Annotated in this window: 24 protein-coding genes; 8 read left to right on the forward strand and 16 right to left on the reverse strand. The window is 64.5% G+C overall.

Annotated features, from left to right (window positions below; all coding sequences use genetic code 11):
• Nucleotides 1-82: 82 nt before the first annotated feature.
• The 5 genes from ACEN8I_RS02685 to ACEN8I_RS02705 all read right to left on the reverse strand — a co-directional run bounded on the left by ACEN8I_RS02685 (nt 83) and on the right by ACEN8I_RS02705 (nt 2061).
• Complete coding sequence (locus ACEN8I_RS02685; protein ID WP_413326007.1) at nt 83-427, reverse strand: N-acetyltransferase; 345 nt, start codon at nt 425-427, stop codon at nt 83-85.
• Nucleotides 428-450: 23 nt separating this feature from the next.
• Nucleotides 451-750, reverse strand: a complete 300-nt coding sequence (locus ACEN8I_RS02690; protein ID WP_413326009.1) for a hypothetical protein — start codon at nt 748-750, stop codon at nt 451-453.
• 123 nt (nt 751-873) lie between these two features.
• Nucleotides 874-1290 (reverse strand): DUF6691 family protein, encoded by a 417-nt coding sequence (locus tag ACEN8I_RS02695; protein ID WP_413326011.1) that lies wholly within the window; start codon nt 1288-1290, stop codon nt 874-876.
• A gap of 10 nt (nt 1291-1300) precedes the next feature.
• Nucleotides 1301-1735 (reverse strand): YeeE/YedE family protein, encoded by a 435-nt coding sequence (locus ACEN8I_RS02700; RefSeq protein WP_413326013.1) that lies wholly within the window; start codon nt 1733-1735, stop codon nt 1301-1303.
• The gene (locus tag ACEN8I_RS02705; protein ID WP_413326015.1) at nt 1732-2061 is read right to left on the reverse strand and encodes an ArsR/SmtB family transcription factor; all 330 of its coding nucleotides are present in this window, start codon (nt 2059-2061) and stop codon (nt 1732-1734) included. Before ACEN8I_RS02705 ends, ACEN8I_RS02700 begins: the two co-directional genes overlap by 4 nt.
• Before the next feature lie 92 nt (nt 2062-2153).
• Between ACEN8I_RS02705 and ACEN8I_RS02710 the strand changes: the two genes are divergently transcribed.
• Complete coding sequence (locus ACEN8I_RS02710; protein WP_413326017.1) at nt 2154-3029, forward strand: MBL fold metallo-hydrolase; 876 nt, start codon at nt 2154-2156, stop codon at nt 3027-3029.
• Between the two features lie 16 nt (nt 3030-3045).
• On the opposite strand, the gene ACEN8I_RS02715 is transcribed toward ACEN8I_RS02710, so the two are convergent.
• Both ACEN8I_RS02715 and gcvA read right to left on the reverse strand, forming a co-directional pair.
• The gene (locus ACEN8I_RS02715) at nt 3046-3564 is read right to left on the reverse strand and encodes a GNAT family N-acetyltransferase (protein WP_413326019.1); all 519 of its coding nucleotides are present in this window, start codon (nt 3562-3564) and stop codon (nt 3046-3048) included.
• A gap of 32 nt (nt 3565-3596) precedes the next feature.
• Nucleotides 3597-4484, reverse strand: coding sequence for a transcriptional regulator GcvA (gene gcvA / locus ACEN8I_RS02720; RefSeq protein ID WP_413326383.1), 888 nt, complete (start codon nt 4482-4484; stop codon nt 3597-3599).
• A 126-nt stretch (nt 4485-4610) separates the two neighbouring features.
• Here gcvA and ACEN8I_RS02725 point away from each other — a divergent pair, with 126 nt between their 5' ends.
• Entirely contained in the window at nt 4611-5684 is a 1074-nt protein-coding gene (locus ACEN8I_RS02725) for an MFS transporter (RefSeq protein WP_413326021.1), read from the forward strand.
• A gap of 62 nt (nt 5685-5746) precedes the next feature.
• On the opposite strand, the gene ACEN8I_RS02730 is transcribed toward ACEN8I_RS02725, so the two are convergent.
• Entirely contained in the window at nt 5747-6301 is a 555-nt protein-coding gene (locus ACEN8I_RS02730) for a PaaI family thioesterase (protein WP_413326023.1), read from the reverse strand.
• Nucleotides 6302-6340: 39 nt separating this feature from the next.
• Between ACEN8I_RS02730 and ACEN8I_RS02735 the strand changes: the two genes are divergently transcribed.
• From ACEN8I_RS02735 to ACEN8I_RS02750, 4 genes are all read left to right on the forward strand, one after another.
• The gene (locus tag ACEN8I_RS02735; RefSeq protein ID WP_413326025.1) at nt 6341-6817 is read left to right on the forward strand and encodes a MarR family winged helix-turn-helix transcriptional regulator; all 477 of its coding nucleotides are present in this window, start codon (nt 6341-6343) and stop codon (nt 6815-6817) included.
• Entirely contained in the window at nt 6810-8087 is a 1278-nt protein-coding gene (locus ACEN8I_RS02740) for an MFS transporter (protein WP_413326027.1), read from the forward strand. Before ACEN8I_RS02735 ends, ACEN8I_RS02740 begins: the two co-directional genes overlap by 8 nt.
• Nucleotides 8088-8115: 28 nt before the next feature.
• Nucleotides 8116-8589: a MaoC family dehydratase gene (locus ACEN8I_RS02745; RefSeq protein ID WP_413326029.1), complete on the forward strand. Its 474-nt coding sequence runs from the start codon at nt 8116-8118 to the stop codon at nt 8587-8589.
• 88 nt (nt 8590-8677) lie between these two features.
• Complete coding sequence (locus tag ACEN8I_RS02750) at nt 8678-9652, forward strand: magnesium and cobalt transport protein CorA (RefSeq protein WP_413326031.1); 975 nt, start codon at nt 8678-8680, stop codon at nt 9650-9652.
• A 77-nt stretch (nt 9653-9729) separates the two neighbouring features.
• On the opposite strand, the gene ACEN8I_RS02755 is transcribed toward ACEN8I_RS02750, so the two are convergent.
• Nucleotides 9730-10410 (reverse strand): DNA-3-methyladenine glycosylase I, encoded by a 681-nt coding sequence (locus tag ACEN8I_RS02755; RefSeq protein WP_413326033.1) that lies wholly within the window; start codon nt 10408-10410, stop codon nt 9730-9732.
• An 85-nt stretch (nt 10411-10495) separates the two neighbouring features.
• Between ACEN8I_RS02755 and ACEN8I_RS02760 the strand changes: the two genes are divergently transcribed.
• Nucleotides 10496-11122 carry a LysE family translocator gene (locus ACEN8I_RS02760; protein WP_413326035.1) on the forward strand — a complete coding sequence of 209 codons (627 nt, stop codon included), beginning with the start codon at nt 10496-10498 and terminating at the stop codon, nt 11120-11122.
• Nucleotides 11123-11134: 12 nt separating this feature from the next.
• Here the strand turns inward: ACEN8I_RS02760 and ACEN8I_RS02765 are convergent, their stop codons facing one another.
• The 7 genes from ACEN8I_RS02765 to ACEN8I_RS02795 all read right to left on the reverse strand — a co-directional run bounded on the left by ACEN8I_RS02765 (nt 11135) and on the right by ACEN8I_RS02795 (nt 19355).
• Nucleotides 11135-11536, reverse strand: coding sequence for an SRPBCC family protein (locus ACEN8I_RS02765; RefSeq protein ID WP_413326037.1), 402 nt, complete (start codon nt 11534-11536; stop codon nt 11135-11137).
• Between the two features lie 91 nt (nt 11537-11627).
• A complete protein-coding gene (locus ACEN8I_RS02770; RefSeq protein WP_413326039.1) occupies nt 11628-13997 on the reverse strand; it encodes a heavy metal translocating P-type ATPase in 2370 nt (789 codons plus the stop codon).
• A gap of 205 nt (nt 13998-14202) precedes the next feature.
• A complete protein-coding gene (locus ACEN8I_RS02775; RefSeq protein ID WP_413326041.1) occupies nt 14203-14997 on the reverse strand; it encodes an SDR family NAD(P)-dependent oxidoreductase in 795 nt (264 codons plus the stop codon).
• The gene (locus ACEN8I_RS02780) at nt 14994-15635 is read right to left on the reverse strand and encodes a 2-dehydro-3-deoxy-6-phosphogalactonate aldolase (RefSeq protein ID WP_413326044.1); all 642 of its coding nucleotides are present in this window, start codon (nt 15633-15635) and stop codon (nt 14994-14996) included. Before ACEN8I_RS02780 ends, ACEN8I_RS02775 begins: the two co-directional genes overlap by 4 nt.
• 25 nt (nt 15636-15660) lie before the next feature.
• The gene (locus tag ACEN8I_RS02785; RefSeq protein ID WP_413326046.1) at nt 15661-16542 is read right to left on the reverse strand and encodes a 2-dehydro-3-deoxygalactonokinase; all 882 of its coding nucleotides are present in this window, start codon (nt 16540-16542) and stop codon (nt 15661-15663) included.
• Entirely contained in the window at nt 16539-17471 is a 933-nt protein-coding gene (locus ACEN8I_RS02790; RefSeq protein WP_413326048.1) for a sugar kinase, read from the reverse strand. Before ACEN8I_RS02790 ends, ACEN8I_RS02785 begins: the two co-directional genes overlap by 4 nt.
• Before the next feature lie 144 nt (nt 17472-17615).
• Complete coding sequence (locus ACEN8I_RS02795; protein WP_413326050.1) at nt 17616-19355, reverse strand: IlvD/Edd family dehydratase; 1740 nt, start codon at nt 19353-19355, stop codon at nt 17616-17618.
• A 91-nt stretch (nt 19356-19446) separates the two neighbouring features.
• Between ACEN8I_RS02795 and ACEN8I_RS02800 the strand changes: the two genes are divergently transcribed.
• Entirely contained in the window at nt 19447-20409 is a 963-nt protein-coding gene (locus tag ACEN8I_RS02800; RefSeq protein ID WP_413326052.1) for a 2-hydroxyacid dehydrogenase, read from the forward strand.
• The last annotated feature ends 90 nt before the right edge of the window (nt 20410-20499 follow it).

Below are 20499 nucleotides of genomic sequence, written 5' to 3' on the forward strand. Positions count from 1 at the left end.
CTCTTTGAGTCAGGTGCCGGTTTTTTGGGTGCCATGCGAAAGAGCGCCGTCCGCTATGGCGCAAGCCCACGGAGCGTGTGCATCAGCATGCCGATGCTTTCAGAACGTCCGAGACCCGTCCACGCATCAGAACATACAATCCGTCCGTTCCATCCACCCGTAAATTGTTGACGATGGTGGAAAGTCCAAAACGCCTGTACAAACGGCTCAGCACGGGCGAGCAAGAGGCAAAGAGGTGTTGCCCATCGGTGTGCTGGGCGAAATACGAAACACCGAGAAATACGCATCTCTTCACGAGATCGGGTCCGCTCCTGTAGTCTGGATTCAATACAAGGCGCCCGATTTCCCAGCTGCTTTGGCAGGTTGCCGGGTCGACCAATTGTCTCTGCGCCAGCAGCCCTTCAAGTGATGTCAGTCCCTTGTGCATGGGAACCAGTCTTAAGGTGCCGATTACGGTCCGATGGACCTCGAACGCAAACACCAAACCCAATTCGTCTCTTTTTTTTCTTGCTCAAAGAACCGCTCGTCACGGCATCCGGACGGCAGGTTGATGTGGTGCCGAAGGCCCTGTACTTTTTCCAGTTTTGATGCGGTGTCCAGATGGGACAGCGTGATTTCCTCGATGAAATTTTCCTGCTGGGGTGAAACGAAGGGGTATCCCCCGTTGGGGAAAACGGCTCCCGGAGCATCCAGGGGCTGGCGCAGAGCTGGAAAGGCGGCCGGTGCATGGTGGTTCATAGAGGTCGTCATTGCATCACTTCTTTTTTTGATGTTCGCGCAGTCTATGCGCCGCGCAAGGCTGAATCAAGCTTTACCCTGCTAGATATGACAGGGGGACCTCGCTTATTTTGCTTGAATCGGGGGTATCGCGGGCTACGGCCGCCGCTTTTCGAGCAGCTCGAAGATCGCCATGCCGGCCAGCATGGCCAGCACAAACACCGCGGCTTTGGGTTCTCCCATGCCCAGGGCCACGAGGCCAGGGCCTGGGCAGAATCCGGCCAGCCCCCAGCCCGCACCGAAAAGCAGGCTGCCGGCGACCAGCCTGCGGTCGATTCGGCCCGCGGGCGGCAGCCTCATCTCGGCACCCAGGAAGGAAAGGCGCCGTTTTTTGGCCAGAAGAAAGGCGAGGAAACCCACGGCGATCGCGCCGGCCATGACAAAGGCCAGCGAGGGGTCCCAGGGGCCGGCAAGGTCCAGGAAGCCGAGCACCTTGGCCGGATTGGCCATGCCCGAGACGATCAGGCCCAGGCCAAACACCAGGCCGGCCAGCAGGGAAGACAACATCAGCATGGTTTTGCTCCTAAAGCTTGAACAGGTGGCGCACCAGGAACACCACCGCAAAACCGGCGGCCATGAAAGCCGCCGTGGCCGCCAGTGAACGCGGCGACAGCCTCGAAAGCCCGCATACACCATGGCCGCTGGTGCAACCCGCACCGTAGCGCGTGCCTATGCCCACCAGCAATCCGGCGGCGGCCAGCACGCCATAGCCGGCATCCACCTGCACACGCGGCAAGGCCGAGAACGCGGCGTAGGCCCATGGTGCGCCTATGAGCCCGGCGACAAAAGCCACGCGCCAGCCGGTGTCGCCGCGCACCGGTTTGAGCAGCCCGCCCAGAATTCCGCTGATGCCGGCGATGCGCCCGTTGAGCAGCACGAACATCGCAGCGGCTAGGCCTATGAGCAGGCCGCCCGCCAGCGCGGGCCAGGGTGTGAAGGCGTTCCAGTCCAGGGTCATGGTTTTCCTCCTTGAGGGCAGTAGAGCCGGTAGAGCAGCGTCAGGATTTCCAGTGTCCCGGGTTCGGCTACGCTGTAATAGATGTTCTTGCCTTCACGGCGCGGGGTGATCATGCCTTCATTGCGCAGTACACCGAGTTGCTGGGACAGCGTGGGTTGGCGTATGCCCAGGTCCTGCTCCAGTTCGCTCACGCAGCGCTCGCCCTGCGAGAGCTGACAGAGCAGCAACAGGCGGTCTTCATTGGCCAGTGCCTTCAGCGCGCCCACGGCTTGCGCGGCAGCGTTGCGAAGTTGCCCGGTGTCTAAAACTGGAGGGGATGATTTCATGGCCATGCGCAGGGATGTGTTCAATATTATATGAAAATATATAATGTAGAGATGCACGCCTTGAATGCGCCTTGAATGAAAGAACCCGGTCCATGCAAACCCCGCTCAATCCCCAGGCCTTTTTTGATCCCGTGACCGGGACTGTCACCTATGTTGTGGCGGATCGCGGAACAGGGCAGGCGGCCATCATCGACCCGGTGCTGGGCTATGACTTCAAGTCGGGGCGAACCGATACGAATCTGGCTGACAAGGTTTTGTCCTATGTGGTGGAGCAAGGTCTTCAGGTCGACTGGATTCTGGAAACCCACGCACATGCCGACCATCTGTCGGCAGCCCATTACCTGAAGGCGCGCACCGGCGGCAAGATTGCCATTGGCGAACACATATGCGCCGTGCAGTCCACGTTCAAGGCGATTTTTAACCTGGAGCCTTCGTTCGTGCCGGACGGCAGCCAGTTCGACCACCTGTTCAAGGACGGCGAGACATTCGCGATAGGCGACGTGGAGATGACCGCGCTGCATGTGCCCGGCCACACGCCCGCGGACATGGCCTACCTGGCGGGTGACGCGGTATTTGTGGGCGACACGCTCTTCATGCCCGACGTGGGAACAGCGCGCGCGGACTTCCCGGGCGGCGACGCCCGTCAGCTGTACCGCTCCATCCACAGGCTGCTGCAGTTGCCGGCGCATACCCGGATTTTCGTCTGCCACGACTACCCACCCGGCGAACGCGTGCCGCAATGGGAAAGCACCGTGGGCGAGCAGCGCAAGGCCAACATCCACGTGCGTGACGGTATTTCTGAAGATGCTTTTGAGGCCATGCGCGCGGCAAGGGATGCCACGCTTGGCATGCCCACGCTGATTCTTCCCTCCATCCAGGTCAATATCCGCGCGGGCGATTTGCCTCCGCCCGAGGGAAACGGTGTCAGCTATCTCAAGATTCCGGTCAACGCGCTGGGAGTTGCGTAGGATGGCCGTTGCAGGCCTATGAGGCCAGGATGGCCCAGCGTTCGTGATCGCGCCAGCGGCCACCTATCTTCAGGTACCGCGGTGAATACCCTTCTTGCTTGAACCCGCAGGAAGCCACAAGGGCAATGGAGGCCGCGTTCGCCGGCTGGATATTCGCTTCCAGGCGGTGGAGCTTGAGTGACTTGAACGCGTGGCCCACGGCGACTCGCAGCCCCTGGCGCATGAGGCCTTGCCGCTCATGCCCCGCAAAGGCGTAATAGCCAAGGTAGCCGCTGCGGAACAGGCCCAGCACGACATTCGTGATGTTGATGACACCCACCAAAGCGTGAGTGTCGCGGCGGCAGACGAGGAAAGCGCAGTTGGCAGGCAGGCTCATGCGTTCGATGTAGGCGCGAAACAGGGCCGGTGTGTCGGGCGGGGCTGTCCATGGGTGATGAAGCCTGCGGCTTGCCCGTACCGCGGAAAGAAATGCGCGCTCATCGGCCAGAGCGGGGTGGCGCACATAGATTGCGGCGTTCGATGCAGGTGCATTCATGGGGTGTTGTTGAGGTCCGCGGCTTGCTGGGCCTATCGCGCGATTTTCATCTCTTCCATGAGCCATTGCACAAAGCGCTGTGTTTCGGGTGTCGCATCCGGTGCAAGGCCAAAGTAGTGGCGGCTCAGCGCCATCCGCAACTCGGGCAAAGGGCAGGTCAACCGTCCCGAAGCGATGTCGTGGGCGATCAGGGTTGTCGGTGCCAGCGCGAAACCCAGCCCGTCGACGGCTGCCTGAAGGACAAAATGCAGGTGCTCGAACTGCAGGCAGCTGGCGGGTTCCAGCTCGGGCGCATTCACATGCTTTTTCCAGTTGCTCCAATCATTGCCGCGCGATTTCGACAGCAGCAAAACGTGGGAAGCCAAGGATTGCGGATCGGTGACTGGGCGATGGGCGAACAATGCGGGAGATCCAACGACCAGGACCTCGTCCTCCAGGAATGGGCGAATCTGCATCGCCTGCGGCCATCCCTTGGTGCTCCGCCGGATGGCAAGATCGAATGCCTCAGGCGCTTGATCCGGCGCCAGGGTGCTGGTCATCATCTGCAGTTCGACGTCCGGGTGTTTTGCCACGAACCCGGGCAGCCTCGGGATCAGCCAGCGCACGGCGAAAGTGGGCCTGACGTTGACCCTCACAGCGCGCGATGGCGTTCGGGCCTTGAGCGATTGAGCCGCTTCGCCGATTTGATCGAGTGCGGGCCCGGCCTGCGCATGGAACTGATGGCCGGCCGCCGTGAGGAGCACTTGCCGGGTTTTTCGCTCGAACAGGTCCACGCCAAGAAAAGCTTCCAGCGTCTTGATCTGGCGGCTGATGGCGCCGTGTGTGACGTGCAATTCAAGGGCCGCGCGGGTGAAGCTCAGATGCCGCGCCGCTGCCGCGAAAGCACGGACCGCATTCAACGGAGGTAAGCGGGGCGACATGCGTGTCATTTTCTCACACGTGTTGCGCACGAATATCGTTTGTCGGGGACGGCGGCATCGCGCACCATGCGGCCCATGAAACAATCCATTGCTGCTGACCCGGACCGCAACTCACGCCATGCCGCCATGGCGCTCGGGCTGTCACTTCCGGGGGACACGGTGCTCTACCTGCTCTTGCCGATGTTCGCGCCCGCGTTTGGCGTCACCTTGCCCGAAGCGGGCGTTCTCCTGGCCGCAAATCGCCTCGTGCGCATTGCCGGTTACGGGATGGTGGCGAAGTTTTATGCCCGCAACGGCGAGAGGCTCACCTGCTCCCTGGCGGTGATGGCGGCCGCGGTATGCGCGCTGGGTTACGCCACATTCACGGGGTTCGTCGCTTTGCTGCTCCTGCGGCTCCTGTGGGGCCTGGCTTTTGCCGCGCTCAACCTGGCCACCCAGGCCTTGGCCACTGCCGAACCGGCAGGTGCCGCGCGCCGGGCGGGGCGGTCCCGCGCGTTTACGGCCTTGGGGCCCATGCTTGCATTGCCTTTGGGCGGTGCGTGCGCGCTCTGGTTTGGCCCAAGAGTCATATTTTTTGTGTTCGCGGCTGTCGCGGTGGTCGGGCTGCTGGTAACCCGGCAACTCCCGGCTACCCCCCATGGCGAGCCGCCGGCAACAAAAAAGGCCAGGCTCCCGGGCAGCCTCGACACCTGGTCGTTCATTGAGGGCCTGGTGCTGGACGGCCTGTTCATCATCGGTTTGTCTTATCTGGGCCGTGATTTGTTGCCGGGCAATCCGGTCATCGTGGCAGGCCTTCTGCTGTCGGTGCGCTACCTGGCGGAAATCCTGCTGGGTTCTGCCGGCGGCCGCATGGCCGAGAAATACGGCATCGAGATTCTGCTGGTGGGCCTTTCCGTGCTGACCTCCGCGGCCCTTGTAGGTTTTGGCTTCGGCTGGCTGTGGACGTGTGCACTGGTTATCGTGATTTTGCGTGCCTTGCTGCTGCCGCTGTTGCCGGCGCTGGTGGCTCTTCGTACACCGGGAGCCGGACGCATACAAGCCCTTGCCACGCGTTCGGTCTGGCGGGACATGGGCGCGGGCATGGGTCCTGTGCTCGCTGGCCTGCTGTTGCCGGTCGCGCCGCCCGAATGGATCTACGGTGTCTGCGCACTTCTTCTGTCATGCTCGGCCATTGCCTGCCTGAGACCGGGCCGTGACTGAAAACGCATCGGATATCGCGCCCTGTTTTCAATCCGCCCGGCCTGGCGCGTATTTAGTCGCTGCTATCTCTGTGCCACCTCAAATACCAAACAAGTCGTGGTCGCATGCGCATACAGCTTGCCGTCCGGGCCCACGATGCGGCCTTCGGCGGTGGCCAGCTGGCGGCCGCAGTGGATCACCGTGCCTATGGCGCGCAGCGGCCCGGTCTTGTGCGAGGCGGCGCGCACGATGTTGATGCTCAGTTCGGCCGTGGTGTAAGCCCGGCCCGCGGGCATCATGGTGTGCACGGCGCAGCCCACGGCGGAATCCAGCATCGTGGCGTACCAACCGCCGTGCACCGTGCCCAGCGGGTTGTAGTGCTTGAGCTGTGGCGTGCCCTGGAACACGGCCTTGCCGGGCTCGATCTCGATCAGTGCAAAGTCCATCGTGTCGGCAATGTGGGGGTAGGGCAGCTTGCCGGCCAGCATGGCGTTCATGACTTCCATGCCGGTTTTGCCGGCCACGTCTTCGGGCCGTGCCAGGCCTGGCCTGCCGCCGCCGCTTTCCATGCGGGCGCGCACCGCGGCGCTTTGCTCCATCCACTGAGTCAATGTGTCTTGTGGGGTTTTGTCGTTCATAATTGTTGCATATGCAATAGTTGTAGCTACAATCAAATTATGAACGAGAAAACCCGCCTGTCAACCCAGGCTGAACTCAAGGTGCAAGGCTGCACCAACCTCAAGCTGCGCCAGCTGATGCGCCGTGTTGCGCACCACTATGACCTTGAAATGGCCAAGGCGGGACTCAAGACCACGCAGTATTCACTGCTGAGCTATGCGCTCAAGGGGCCCATGCGGCCCGGTGAACTGGCGCGCGACATGAAGATGAGTGCTTCCACGCTGACGCGCAACCTCAAACCGCTGATAGACGCCGGATGGATTGAGCTCACCGCGGGCACCGATGCTCGTAGCCGCACCGTGGTGCTGACCGCCGCGGGCCGCGCCAAGCGCGATGAGGCACGCGTGCACTGGAAAGCCGCGCAGGTGCAGCTCAATGCGCTGCTGGGCGTCGAACGCGTGCTGGCCTTGCACACACTGGTCAATGAATCCCTGGAACTTTTGTCCCCCATCGAATCCGGAGCCGATGATGAATAAACCCGTGCCCTCCAACCCCGCTGCGTCACCTTCGCCTTCCAACGCCCGTCGCATTGCCATGTGGCTGGTGCTGCTGGCCGCCGGTGGCACCTTTGCCCTCACCATGGGTGTGCGCCAGACCATGGGCCTGTTCCTCTCGGCGCTCAACACGTCGACCGCGCTGGGTGTAGGCAGCATCAGCCTGGCCTTCGCCTTCGGCCAGCTCTGGTGGGGGCTGACGCAGCCCTTTGCCGGTGCAGTGGCCGATCGCATAGGCACAGGCCGCGTGATCTTCCTCGGTGTGCTGCTGGTCGCCGTGGGCACAATCATCACACCGCTCATGACCAGCACGGCCGGGCTGATTTTTGCGATCGGCATGCTGGCCGCGGGCGGCGCCGGCATGGCCGGCCCGTCGGTGCTGATGGCCGCGAGCACGCGCCTGGTGCCGCCGGAAAAGCGCGGCCTGGCCACGGGCATCGTCAACGCGGGCGGCTCCTTCGGGCAGTTCGCGATGGCGCCCATCGCCATAGGCCTGACCGCCGCCGTCGGCTGGGCCAGCGCTATGCAGTGGTTGGGCGCGCTGGTCCTGTTGGCGCTGCCGGCGGCGCTGGTGCTCAAGGGCAACTCCAAAGCGCTGGCCGCGCAGGCCGCGGCGGCCTCGGGCGCCAAAGCGCTGAGCGCGCGCCAGGCCATTGCCCAGGCGCTGGCCACGCCCAGCTACCGCTACCTGGCCGCGGGTTTCCTGGTCTGCGGTTTCCACGTCGCGTTCCTCGCCACCCATCTGCCCGGCGTGGTGGCGGCCTGCGGCCTGCCGCCGGAAGTCGGCGGCTGGTCGCTCGCGATGATCGGACTCTTCAACATCGTCGGCAGCCTGGGCATGGGCTGGGCCGTGGGCCGCTGGCGCATGAAGTCGCTGCTGGCCCTGCTGTATGCGACGCGCGGCCTTGCGGTGCTGGCCTTCTTGCTGGCGCCCAAGACGCCGGCCGTGATGCTGGTCTTCGCCGCCGTGATGGGCGTGACTTTTCTGTCGACGGTGCCGCCCACAGTGGGGCTGGTCGCCAAGATGTTCGGCACGGCCAATATGGCCATGCTGTTCGGTGTGGTCATGCTGTCGCACCAGGTGGGCGGCTTCCTGGGGGCTTATCTGGGCGGCTATGTGTTCCAGGCCACGGGCAGCTACGATTGGGTCTGGTACATGGACATCGTGCTGGCCGCGGGCGCCGCGCTGGTGAACCTGCCGATACGCGAGGCCTTGCTGCCGCGGCAGATGGCGGCCAAGGCCGCGGCCTGAGTACCGCCTCAAAAAACGAGAGAAATGCATGAGCAATATTTCTGAAACAGGCGTTCCGGAACTCCGTTACCTCGATGACTTGAAGGCTGGTGACCGTTTCGTCAGTGGCGAACATGCTCTCGATGAGGCGCAGATCACCTCATTCGCCGCGCAGTTTGATCCCCAGCCATTTCATCTGAGCGATGAAGCCGCCAGGTCCACGCTGTTTGGCGGCCTTGCGGCCAGCGGCTGGCACACGGCGGCCGTCACGATGCGCCTCCTGGTCGGCGGTGGTTTACCTCTGGCCGGCGGCATCATAGGCGCGGGTGGAGAAATCAGCTGGCCCAAGCCCACGCGTCCCGGCAACGTGCTGCATGTCGAGACCGAAGTGGTGAGCGTGACGCCTTCTGCCTCACGGCCCGACCGTGGCCGGGTTGTGGTGCGCAGCCAGACGATCAACCAGCACGGGGAGGTGGTGCAGCAGTCCGTCTACAACCTGGTGGTTCCGCGCCGCCCCGCTTGACGGGGCAAGGGGCGGCGTGAGGGGACTGTGCGCTTGAGGGCCGCTGTGCCAGAATCCACGCAGGCAGCCAACTTGCGGGAAACATCAGATGCTTATCAATTGTGTGGTCTACCAGAACGGCACCAAGCTTGCCGACATCCCAGTCAGCGAGATCAGCGACTACATCTGCCGGCCCGATGCCTTTGTCTGGGTGGCGCTGCAGGATGCTACGCCGGAAGAACTCGAGGAAATGCAGCACGAGTTCGGCCTGCATGAACTGGCGGTCGAAGACGCCAGGCACGGCCACCAGCGTCCCAAGATAGAAGAGTACGGCGCCTCGCTGTTTTCGGTGCTGCACCTGGTGGAGCCCTCCACCGACAAGCCGGGTGAGCTTCACGTCGGCGAGGTCGACGTGTTCACCGGAAAAAATTACGTGCTCTCGGTGCGTAACCGCAGCAACAAGGGTTTCCTGGGTGTGCGCGAACGCTGCGAGCGCGAGCCCGAGCTGCTGCGCCACGGTTCTGGTTTTGTGCTGTATGCCCTGATGGATGCGGTGGTGGACCGCTACTTCCCTATCCTCGACGACCTCGAGACCGAACTGGAACTGATCGAAAAGGAAATCTTCACGCCCGGCGCCGCGCGCAAGAATATCGAGCGGCTCTACGAACTCAAAGGCCGCGTGATGATCCTCAAGCACGCGGTCGCGCCGCTGCTCGAAGGCGCCAGCAAACTCTACGGCGGCCGGGTACCGCAGATCTGCAGCGGCGTGCAGGATTATTTCCGCGACGTGGTCGACCATTTGTCGCGCATCAATGCGCTGATCGAAAACATGCGCGACACGATAGGCACCGCCATCCAGGTCAACCTGGCGATGGTCACCATCGAGGAAAGCGAGGTGACCAAGAAGCTCGCGGCTTGGGCCAGTATTTTTGCGGTTTGCACGGCCTTTGCCGGCATATGGGGCATGAATTTCGAAGCCATGCCCGAACTCAAATGGCGCTACGGCTACCCCATGGCCATCAGCATGATTGTGGTGGCTTGCTCGTTACTCTACTGGCGCTTCAAGCGCGCACGCTGGCTGTAGAGCCACCCAAAAATCCTCCTGGCGTTGTTGCGTCGCCTTGCCAGGACCGCTTCGCTGGATTTGTGAGCGGCTCTAAGTTACAACACGCGCGGCGGGGTAAAAACCTTGCGCGCCGACAGCGCGGCCTTGCGGCTGGCGCAACCCTCAAGGTGGTCGTTGACCAGACCCATGGCCTGCATAAAGGCATACATGGTGGTCGGCCCCACAAAAGTCCAGCCGCGTTTTTTGAGGTCCTTGGACAGCGCGGTGGAGGCCGGCGAGGTTGGCATGGCTTTGACGGCCTCATGCGTGATGCGAGCAGGCCGGCTTTTGGCCTCGGGCTCCAGCCGCCAGACAAAAGCGCCCAGCGATCCGAACTCTTTTCGCAGCTCGATCACACGCTGCGCATTGTTGATGGTCGAGGCGATCTTGCCTGCATGGCGGACTATGCCGACATCGTTGACCAGGCGCTTGACATCGCGCGCGCCGAAGCGCGCCACCTGCTCGGCATCAAAATTGGCGAAGGCGCTGCGAAAGGCTTCGCGCTTGTTCAAAATTGTCAACCAGCTCAGACCGGCCTGGAAGCCTTCGAGGCAGATTTTTTCAAACAGGCGGCGTTCGTCGTCCACTGGGAAACCCCATTCGCTGTCGTGGTAGTTGCGGTAGAGGGGCGTTGCCTGGCACCAGGCGCAACGCGTGGTGCGGCTGTCGTCGGTAAAAAGGCCCGCAGCGGGCGATGCGGCAACCGGGGAGGGCTTGGGTGGGGCGGCTAAAGGCATGGGCGATTTTAGGCAGATGCGGCCGGCCGGCGCTATCATGAAACCCGATTCCCCTCATTGACCCGCCACTTCGGAAACACCCATCATGTCCCTCCAGCTTTGGCTCGCATTCGTCGCCGCAACCGCCGTCCTGCTCATCATTCCCGGTCCCACCATCCTCACCGTCATCAGCTACTCGATGGCGCACGGCAAGCGGGCCAATATTCCGTTGGTTGCCGCCGTGGCGCTCGGTGACTCGACGGCGCTGGTGGTCTCGCTGTTCGGCCTGGGCGCTTTGCTCGCGGCCTCGGCTTTCTGGTTCACGGTCGTCAAACTGGCAGGCGGCCTCTACCTGCTCTACCTGGGCATCAAACTGTTGCGCGCCGGCATTTCACCCCTGCAGGCGGCCGCGCCCGAGGCGCCCGGCTCCTTGTGGAAGCTGTTCGGCAACACCTATCTGGTCACCGCGCTTAACCCGAAGGGCATTGTGTTTTTTGTGGCCTTTTTGCCGCAGTTCATCAACCCGGCCGGGGACGTGACGCGTCAGCTCTGGATGCTGGCGACAACCTTTGTTGTGATGGCCGGCCTCAATGCCACGCTGTACGCGGTGTTTTCGGCTTCGGCCCGCACGCTGCTGGCCTCGCCGCGCGCGCAACGGCGATTTAATTTTGCGGGTGGATCACTGCTGTCTATGGCAGGTGTGTGGGCCTTGCTGGCCAAACGGCCTGTTTGATTCCGCTCGGTTTCAGGCGGCTGGCGCGCTGAGCGTGCGCTGCATCACCGCTCCGCCCTGGGTCATCATTGCGTCGATGTAGCCCTCCAGCGCATCGGGTAGCACATCGGTGATCCAGACAAAACGGGTGCGGCTGTCACCCTCGGCAAACAGCTGGGCCGAAGCCATGTGGTGGCTGGCCTTGCCCCCGACTACGGTATAGCTGAGGCGATGCACCGCCTCATGGATGCCGACCAGCGCTTCATGCGCCACCGCGCCGTTGGCAAAGGTCACGGTGCGGCTGCCTTCGCCGGGCTGGCAGTCGACCACAAAGCCCGGCGCCAGGCGCTGGTGCACCGCGTTGAAGTCGCGCAGTGCGTCCCAGACGCTGTCTATGCCGGCGTCGACGATGAATTCCTTGTAGATCGTGGCCATGGTGTCTCCAGTCTGGCTGGCGCCGGGCGGGCGCCTTGTCATCACAGCATAGCAATCAAACCGGACGGAGACAGCCCTGATTAAGCGCCGCTTACAAACGCTTTCCGCGCAGCCTCAACGCATTGCTGATTACCGACACCGAACTCAGGCTCATCGCCAGGGCTGCGATCATGGGCGATAGCAGCCAGCCGGTGAAGGGAAAGAGCAGGCCTGCGGCCAAGGGCACACCGAGCGCGTTGTAGACAAAGGCAAAGCCGAGGTTCTGCTTCATGTTGGCAATCGTCGCTTCCGAGATTTTCCGGGCCTGCGCAATGCCGCGCAAATCACCCTTGACCAGCGTGATCTGGGCGCTGTTCATGGCCACGTCTGTGCCTGTGCCCATGGCGATGCCCACGTTGGCCTGCGCCAGGGCCGGGGCGTCGTTGATGCCGTCGCCGGCCATGGCGACGGTATGGCCTTCATCCTGCAGGCGCTTGACCAGCGTCAGCTTGTCGGCCGGCTGCACGCCGCCGTGCACCTCGTCAATGCCCAGGCGGGCGGCTATGGCCTTGGCGGTGGTCAGGCCGTCGCCGGTGGCCATGATCACGCGCAGGCCGGCGGCTTTGAGCGCCGCCAGCGCCTCGGGTGTGCTGGCTTTGACCGGGTCCGCCACGGCAAGCAGGCCGGCAAGCCGGCCGTCGACCGCGAGATGCATCACGCTGGCGCCCTCGGCACGCAGGGCTTCGGCCTGGGCCAGCAGCGCATCCACCGCCACACCGGCTTGCGCCATCAATGCGGTATTGCCGAGCGCCAGCTGCCGGCCGGCCACACGCCCGCTGACGCCTATGCCGCTGGCGGACTCGAAGTTCTCGGTAGGCTCCAGTGCAAGGCCGCGTTCGCGCGCCGCCGCCACGATGGCATCGGCCAGCGGGTGTTCGCTGCCCTGGTCCAGGCTGGCGGCCAGCCGCAACACCTCGTCGGCGCTGAATCCGGCTGCGGGGACCGCGCGGTCGAACGCCGGCTTGCCGGCCGTCAGCGTGCCGGTCTTATCGACGATCAGCACGTCGACGGTGCGCAAATGCTCAATCGCCGCCGCGTCTCGGAAAAGAATGCCCTGGCCGGCCGCCTTGCCGGTGGCGACCATGATGGACATCGGCGTGGCCAGGCCCAGCGCGCAGGGGCAGGCGATGATCAGCACCGCCACCGCGTTGATCAGGCCGTAGACCCAGCTCGGCTGCGGGCCGAAAAACCCCCAGCCCAGAAAAGTCAGCACGGCCACGGCGACCACGGCCAGCACAAACCAGCCGGCCACTTGGTCGGCCATGCGCTGCAGCGGGGCTTTGGAGCGCTGGGCCTGCGCCACCATCTGCACGATTTGCGACAGCATGGTTTGCGCGCCGACGCGCTCGGAGCGCATCACCAGGGCGCCGCTGGTGTTGAGCGTGGCGCCAATCAGCTTGTCGCCGGGACGTTTGCTCACGGGCAGGGGCTCCCCGGTCAGCATGGATTCATCGACGGCGCTGCCGCCTTCGGTGACGATGCCGTCGACCGGCACTTTTTCGCCGGGGCGCACGCGCAAGCTGTCGCCGACGTGCACATGGGTCAGCGGCACGTCTTCCTCGGTGCCGTCGGCTTTGATGCGCCGCGCGGTTTTGGGCGCCAGGCCTAAAAGCGATTTGATCGCGGCGGAGGTCTGCGAACGCGCCTTCAGCTCCAGCATCTGGCCGAGCAGCGTCAGCGAGATGATCACGTCCGCGGCTTCAAAGTAGACCGCCACACGGCCCATGGAAACAAACGAATCCGGGAACACCCCGGGTGCGAGAGCGGCGACCACGCTGTAGGCAAAGGCCGCGCCCGTGCCCAGGCTGATGAGGGTCCACATATTGGGGCTGCGGTGGGCCACCGATTGCGCGCCGCGCACGAAGAAGGGCCAGCCTGCCCACAGCACGACCGGCAGGCTCAGCACCAGCTCTATCCAGCTTTGCACGGCCATGTTGAACCAGCCGAGCTGGTGGCCGAACATGGCCAGCACCGTGACCACCACGCTGAGCGGCAAGGTCCACCAGAAACGGCGCGTGAAGGATTTGAGTTCCGGGTTGTCGTCTTCGTCGAGGCTGGGCATGACGGGCTCCAGCGTCATGCCGCAGATCGGGCAGTTGCCCGGATGGTCCTGCCGGATTTCCGGGTGCATGGGGCAGGTGTAAAGGGTTTCGCCGCCCTGGCCCATATCAGGCTCGCGCGCCGCAGCGGGCGTGGGCGCCGCCTTGGGCGCACCGGCATAGGCCGCCGGGTCGGCGGAGAATTTGGCCATGCAGCCGGCGCTGCAGAAGTAGTAAAGCCTTCCTTCGTGCTCAAGGTGGTGTGGGGACGCCGTGCTGACGTTCATGCCGCAGACGGGGTCTTTCAGGCAGGCTGGTGCTGCGGGCGGTATGTGGCCTGTGCCGTGTACGCCTCCCGGTGCGGCGTGGTGCGTGTGATTCATGGAGGGCTTCCTTTTCCATTCTGCAGACCTGGATCAGGCCCACGGACAAGCGTAGACCTTCCCCCTGTGGGAAGGTCAAGCCTCCTGGATTGGAGGGGTATTTGCCATGGATGGCGAAAGGGATCATCAGGGCCTGCCGTGGTGGAGGGCCTGATCCATGTCAACTGAAGGCGCAAAACCAGCACGCCCGCGCGCGCCTGCCGGGCTACACGGGCACGGTGTAGTTCAGTGTCATGCGCCCGCCGTCCACCACCACGATTTCGCCGGTGACGTAGCTGGCCGCGTCGCTGGCCAGGTAGGCTACGGTGTCGGCGATCTCCGAGGGCTCGCCCAGGCGCTTCATGGGTGTGCGGCTCATGATCTTGGCCTTGGCCTCGTCGCTGGTCAGCACGGCTTTGGCAGCCAGCTCAGTCGAGATGGTGCCGGGCGCGACGGCATTGACGCGCACGCCCTTGTCAGCCAGCGACAGCGCCATCACGCGCGTGAGCTGGTTGATGCCGCCCTTGCTGACGTTGTAGCTGGCGATCGTGGGGATGGCGAGCACACCGTTGACCGAACTCATGTTGACGATGCTGCCCTTGCCGGCGGCGGCCATCACGCGCGCCACCGCTTGGCCCACCAGGAAGGATCCTTTGAGGTTGATGCGCAGCACGGCGTCAAAGTCGGCTTCCGTCACCTCGAGGAATTCGGCGGCCTTGAAGATGCCGGCGTTGTTGACCAGCACGTCGATACGGCCATGCGCGGCCACGGCTTGCGCGACCAGCACATCGACCTGGGCCCTGTCGCCGACGTCGCAATGCACATACAGGCCGCCCAGCTCCTGGGCCAATGCCGTGCCGCGCGCGTCGTCTATGTCGGCAATCACCACATGGGCCGCCTCGCGCGCAAAGCGGCGCGCGCAGGCCTCGCCTATGCCTTGTGCCCCGCCGGTGACGATGCAGACACGGCCGGCCAGGCCGAAAGAAATGGTAGATGCAGTCGCGGACGTGAGGGTGTTCATGCCCGCATGCTACCCGTGTAGGCCGCGATGAAGTTTTTCGCGCTGTCGGCCACCTGGGCGGCCGTCATGCCGGGCTTGTACAGCGCCGAACCTATGCCGAAGCCGCTGGCGCCGGCCGCGAGGTAGGCGCCCATATTGGCCGGCGTGACGCCGCCCACCGGCATGACGGGGACCGTCGCCGGCAGCACGGCGCGCAAGGCTTTCACCACGGCCGGTGTGATCATCTCGGCCGGGAACAGCTTAAGGCCGGTGGCACCCGCTTCAAGCGCGCCAAAGGCCTCGCTGGGGGTGATCACGCCGGGCAGGCAGACCATGCCCAGGCGCGCGGCTTCCCGCACCACGGCCGGGTTGAAGTTGGGCGAGACGATGAGCTGGCCGCCAGCGGCCTGCACATTGCGCACATCCTCGGGGGTCAGCACCGTGCCCGCGCCTATCAAGGCCTCGGGGTAGGCGCCTGCCATCGCGGCGATGCTCTCCAGCGGCTGAGGTGAATTGAGCGGAATCTCGATCAGCGTCCAGCCCGTGGAGACCAGTGCCTGGCCGACGGGCAGGGCCTCGGCCGGCGTGAGCCCGCGCAGGATGGCGACCAGGGGGAGGGCGCCGAGTGCCTGGGAAAATTTGGTGTATGCGGTGTTCATGGTGTTCTGAGAGTGGATTCGCGGGTCAGCCAAGCGTGTTTGCAATCGCGCGCAAGCCGCGCCAGGTGGCGCCCGCGCCCACGCGCTGGACGGGCACGCCGAGCTGGGCCAAGGCCTGTTCATAGCGGGCCGTGAGCGCCTCGGCGCCCATGACCACCACCGGCTCGCCGTGCGGCAACGTCTGCGCCTTGAGCTCTTCGCCTATGACCAGGCCCGACAGGTAGCTGGGCAGGGCTTCAGTGCCCATGCGGTTGAATAGAGACAGCGTGCGTGTGCTGAAGGCCGTGTTCAGCAGGCCGGGGCCGGCCAGCGCATGGGCCACGCCCCGCTCGAAAGCGGCGCTGTCCAGCGCGGGTTCGTCCTCGGGCAGCATGCGCGCGAGGATGGAATGCCGGCGCAGTAGCGCATACAGCTCGCCGGTCATCCAGGTCGAGAAATCCATTACCTTGCGGTCCGTGACGCTTACCCATTTGCTGTGCGTGCCAGGCAGCACCAGCCGGGCATGGTTGAGGCCCAGCAACTGCAGGGCGCCGAAGATCTGTGTTTCCTCGCCGCGCATGACGTCGGGCACGCCGGCCTTGTCAATGCTCAGGCCCGGCACGATGGCGATGCGGCCCGGCTCCACCCACTCAAGCGCGGCGGCAATCGCGTCAAAACCCGCGGGGCATGCGCAGTAGGGCGCTTCACGCCAGCCTTGTTTGCTGCCGGCCATGCCGGAGATCAGGCACAGCGTACCGGGCGTCATCCAGTCTCCAAAGCAGCTTTGAAAAACTTCGGGAAAGCCGCCGGCCTCTACCGTGAGGATGCCGCGCGGAAAGGCGCGTTCTTCAAGTGCGATGCCCTCGGCGCTGAGCAGCGCGCCGCGCAGCGACGAGCTGCCCCAGTCGACGGCTAGCAGGCGGCTCACAGCAAGGCCCTGACTTGTTCGGGGCGCGGCAGCGGCGCCACGGCGCCATAGCCTTGCACTGTGAGGGCGGCCGCCGCATTGGCGTAGCGTGTGGCGTCGAACACCGTGTCGCCCTGGGCGATGCGCGCCAGCAGGTTGCCGCAGAAGCAGTCGCCCGCGCCGGTGGCATCCACCAGCTTCACGCGGTGCACCGGCACGCGTTCACGCCGCGCGCCATCGCTAACCAGCGCGCCGTCGCCGCCCAGCTTGAGCACCACGGTTTTGGCGCCCAGGGCGTGGCCCCAGTCCACCACCTGGTCGGGGTCCGTCATGCCGTTGAGGGTGGTGATGTCTTCCAGGCTGGGCAGAAAGATGTCGCACAGCGACACGGCGTGGCGGGTGCAGGCCAGGGCACGGTCCAGCGGCCAGAGCTTGAGCCGCAGGTTGGAATCAAACGAGACAAGCGTGCCGGCCTCTTTGGCCAGCTTCATCGCGGCAAAAGCCGTGTCGCAGGCGGTCGCGGAAATTGCCAGCGAAATGCCCGAGACGTGCAGCACCCTGGCCTGGCGCACGGCTTCTGCCGCGCCGGCCTCCCGCAGCCAGGCCGGCGTCATGCGGCTGGCCGCTGAGCCCGCGCGCAGGTAGCTGAACTCGTGCCCCTTGGGGCCGTGGGTGACGAAGTAAAGGCCGGTGCTGGCCTCGCTGTCCTGCTGGACGGCTTGTGTGGAGACGTTTTCGGCGGCCCACAAGGCCATCAGCGACTGGCCGAAGGTGTCGCTGCCCAGGCGGGTCAGATAGGCGGTGCTGGCGCCGGCGCGCGCGGCGGCGATCACGGCATTGCTGGTGTCGCCGCCAAAGCCCTGCAGGTAGTTGGGCTGGCCGGCGGTGGTCTGGTTGAACTCCACCATGGCTTCGCCGAGCGCGACGACATCGAATTTTCTGGCTTGCATTGGGTTTCCTGGCTTCTTCCGCCGTCTTCCGGCATCCCGGCGCGGGCTTTTTCAGGGAAGAAAAACCGGGAAAAATACGCCGCGCCTCAAACCACTATGGTACCCGCCGCCTGCGCGCGGCCCGGTACCCGCCTTGTACCCGGCTCAGTGGTTGTCGCGCGGCACAAACGCCCCGCGTTTGCCGACCAGGAAATCCAGGTCCACGCCTTCATCGGCCTGCAGCACGTGGTCGATGTAGAGCTTCCAGTAGCCCGAATTCAGCGGGGGCTGCGGCGGCTTCCAGCCGGCCATGCGTTTGGCGAGTTCTTCGTCGCTCACATGCAGGTGCAGGCGGCGATTCGGTACGTCGAGCTCGATGATGTCGCCGTTCTGCACCAGGGCCAGCGGGCCGCCGGCCGCGGCTTCGGGCGCGGTGTGCAGCACCACGGTGCCGTAGGCCGTGCCGCTCATGCGCGCATCGCTGATGCGCACCATGTCGGTGATGCCCTTGCGCAGCACCTTGGGCGGCAGCGGCATGTTGCCGACCTCGGCCATGCCGGGGTAGCCCTTGGGGCCGCAGTTTTTCAGCACCATCACGCAGTTTTCGTCGATGTCCAGGTTTTCGTCGTCAATGCGCGCGTGGAAGTCTTCAATGGTTTCAAACACCACGGCCCGGCCTTTGTGCACCATGAGCGCCGGCGTGGCCGCGCTGGGCTTGATGACGGCGCCGCGCGGCGAAAGGTTGCCGCGCAGCACAGCGATGCCGGCCTTGTCCTTGAAGGGCGCGGACAGCGGCTTGATCACCTCGGTGTTGAAGTTTTCCGCGTCGGCGATGTTTTCACCAATGGTCTTGCCGTTGGCGGTGATGGCGCCAGTGTGCAGATGCTGTGCGATTTCCTTCATGACCACCGGCAGGCCGCCGGCGTAGCAGAAGTCTTCCATCAGGTATTTTCCCGAGGGCTGCAGGTTGACCAGGCAGGGCAGCTCGCTGGCGAGACGGTCGAAGTCGTCCACCGTGAGCTCCACGCCTATGCGCCTGGCGATCGCGATCAGGTGGATCACCGCGTTGGTCGAGCCGCCTATCGCAGCCAAGGTCTTGATGGCGTTTTCAAACGCCTGGCGCGTGAGGATTTTCGACAGCGTGAGGTCTTCGTGCACCATCTCGACGGCGCGGCGGCCGGCCATGCGGGCCAGCACATTGCGCCGGCCGTCCACCGCCGGATAGGCGGCGTTGCCCGGCAGGCCTATGCCCAGCGCTTCGACCATGCTGGCCATGGTCGAGGCCGTGCCCATGGTCATGCAGTGGCCGTGGCTGCGGTGCATGCAGCTCTCGGCTTCGAAAAATTCCTGGAGTTTCAGGGTGCCGGCGCGCACCTGCTCGCTCATGCTCCAGACGCCGGTGCCCGAGCCCAGCTCCTGGCCGCGCCATTTGCCGCTCAGCATGGGGCCGCCGCTGACGCCAACCGTGGGCAAGTCGACGCTGGAGGCGCCCATGACCAGCGCGGGGGTGGTCTTGTCGCAGCCCATCAGCAGCACCACGCCGTCAATGGGGTTGCCGCGTATGCTTTCCTCCACGTCCATGCTGGCCAGATTGCGGTACAGCATGGCGGTGGGGCGCAGCAGGGTTTCGCCCAGCGACATCACCGGGAACTCGAGTGGGAAGCCGCCGGCCTCGTAGACGCCTATCTTGACCTGCTCGGCAATCGTGCGGAAATGCGAGTTGCAGGGCGTCAGTTCGCTGAAGGTATTGCAGATACCGATAACCGGCCGGCCGTCGAACTGGTCGTGCGGAACGCCCTTGCCCTTGACCCAGCTGCGGTAGGCAAAGCCGTCGCGGTCCTGGCGGCCGAACCACTGCTGGCTGCGTAGTTCATGGGCGGGTTTTTTCTTGGGTGGTGTGCTCATGCGGGAAAGTCCTTAATTCGTCAAACATATTATCGTCATACCATTGACCTGACTATCTTAGTGAAAACCATGATCGCAGGAGCCCCGCCCAGTGTCCGTTCCGTCCAGCCGTCCCCACATCCTTACCGTCGCCAAGCTCCCGCCCTTTCTGATGGAGCCGCTGCGGGCGGCTTATGAGGTCCATGACAGGCTGCATGAGGGCGACCCCGCGGCCTTCGCCAGGGTCGCGCCGCTGGTGCGCGGCATTGCCGGGGGCGGGGAGTCCAAGGTGCCGAGTTCGCTGATGGACCAGTTGCCCGCGCTGGAAATCGTTTCCATCATGGGGGTGGGCTATGACGGCGTGGACGTTCCCGCCGCGCTGCAGCGGCGCATTCCGGTCACCCACACGCCCGGCGTGCTCAACGACGAGGTGGCGGACCTGGCCATAGGCCTGATGCTGTCGGTGGCGCGCCGCATCCCGTTGGCGGACCGTTATGTGCGCGCCGGGCGCTGGGCCAAGGAAGGGCCCATGCCGCTGGCGCGCAAGGTCTCGGGTGCGCGCCTGGGCATCGTCGGCCTGGGCCGCATAGGCCAGGCCATCGCGAGCCGGGCCGAAGCCTTCGGCATGTCGATTGCGTACACCGGCCGCAGCGCCAAGGCGGAACTCGCTTACACCTTTTACCCCACGGCACAGGCGCTGGCCGCGCAGGTGGATTTCCTCATCGTGATCACGCCGGGCGGCGCCGGCACGCGCCACCTGATCAATGCCGAGGTGCTCAAGGCTCTGGGGCCTGAGGGCTACCTGATCAATGTGGCGCGCGGTTCGGTGGTCGATGAGGCGGCATTGGTTGACGCGCTGCAGCAGGGCGTGATCGCCGGCGCGGCGCTCGATGTGTTCGAAAAAGAACCGAATCCCAGCGAGGCGCTCTGGTCCATGGACAACGTGGTGCTGACGCCGCACATGGCCAGCGGCACGGTGCAGACGCGCCACGCCATGGCCAAACTGGCGGTCGACAACCTGCGCGCGCATTTTGCCGGGCAAGCCCTCTTTACCCCGGTGCCGGAATGGCATTGAATCCACCTTGGACTTGGTTCCGAGGTCGGGATGCTCCGGGTTTTCCATAAAAGATCAGGGGGTTAATCATCATATGATAACAATGCGTCC

The organism is Polaromonas sp. CT11-55 (genome assembly GCF_047303325.1).
GTDB lineage: Bacteria > Pseudomonadota > Gammaproteobacteria > Burkholderiales > Burkholderiaceae_C > Polaromonas.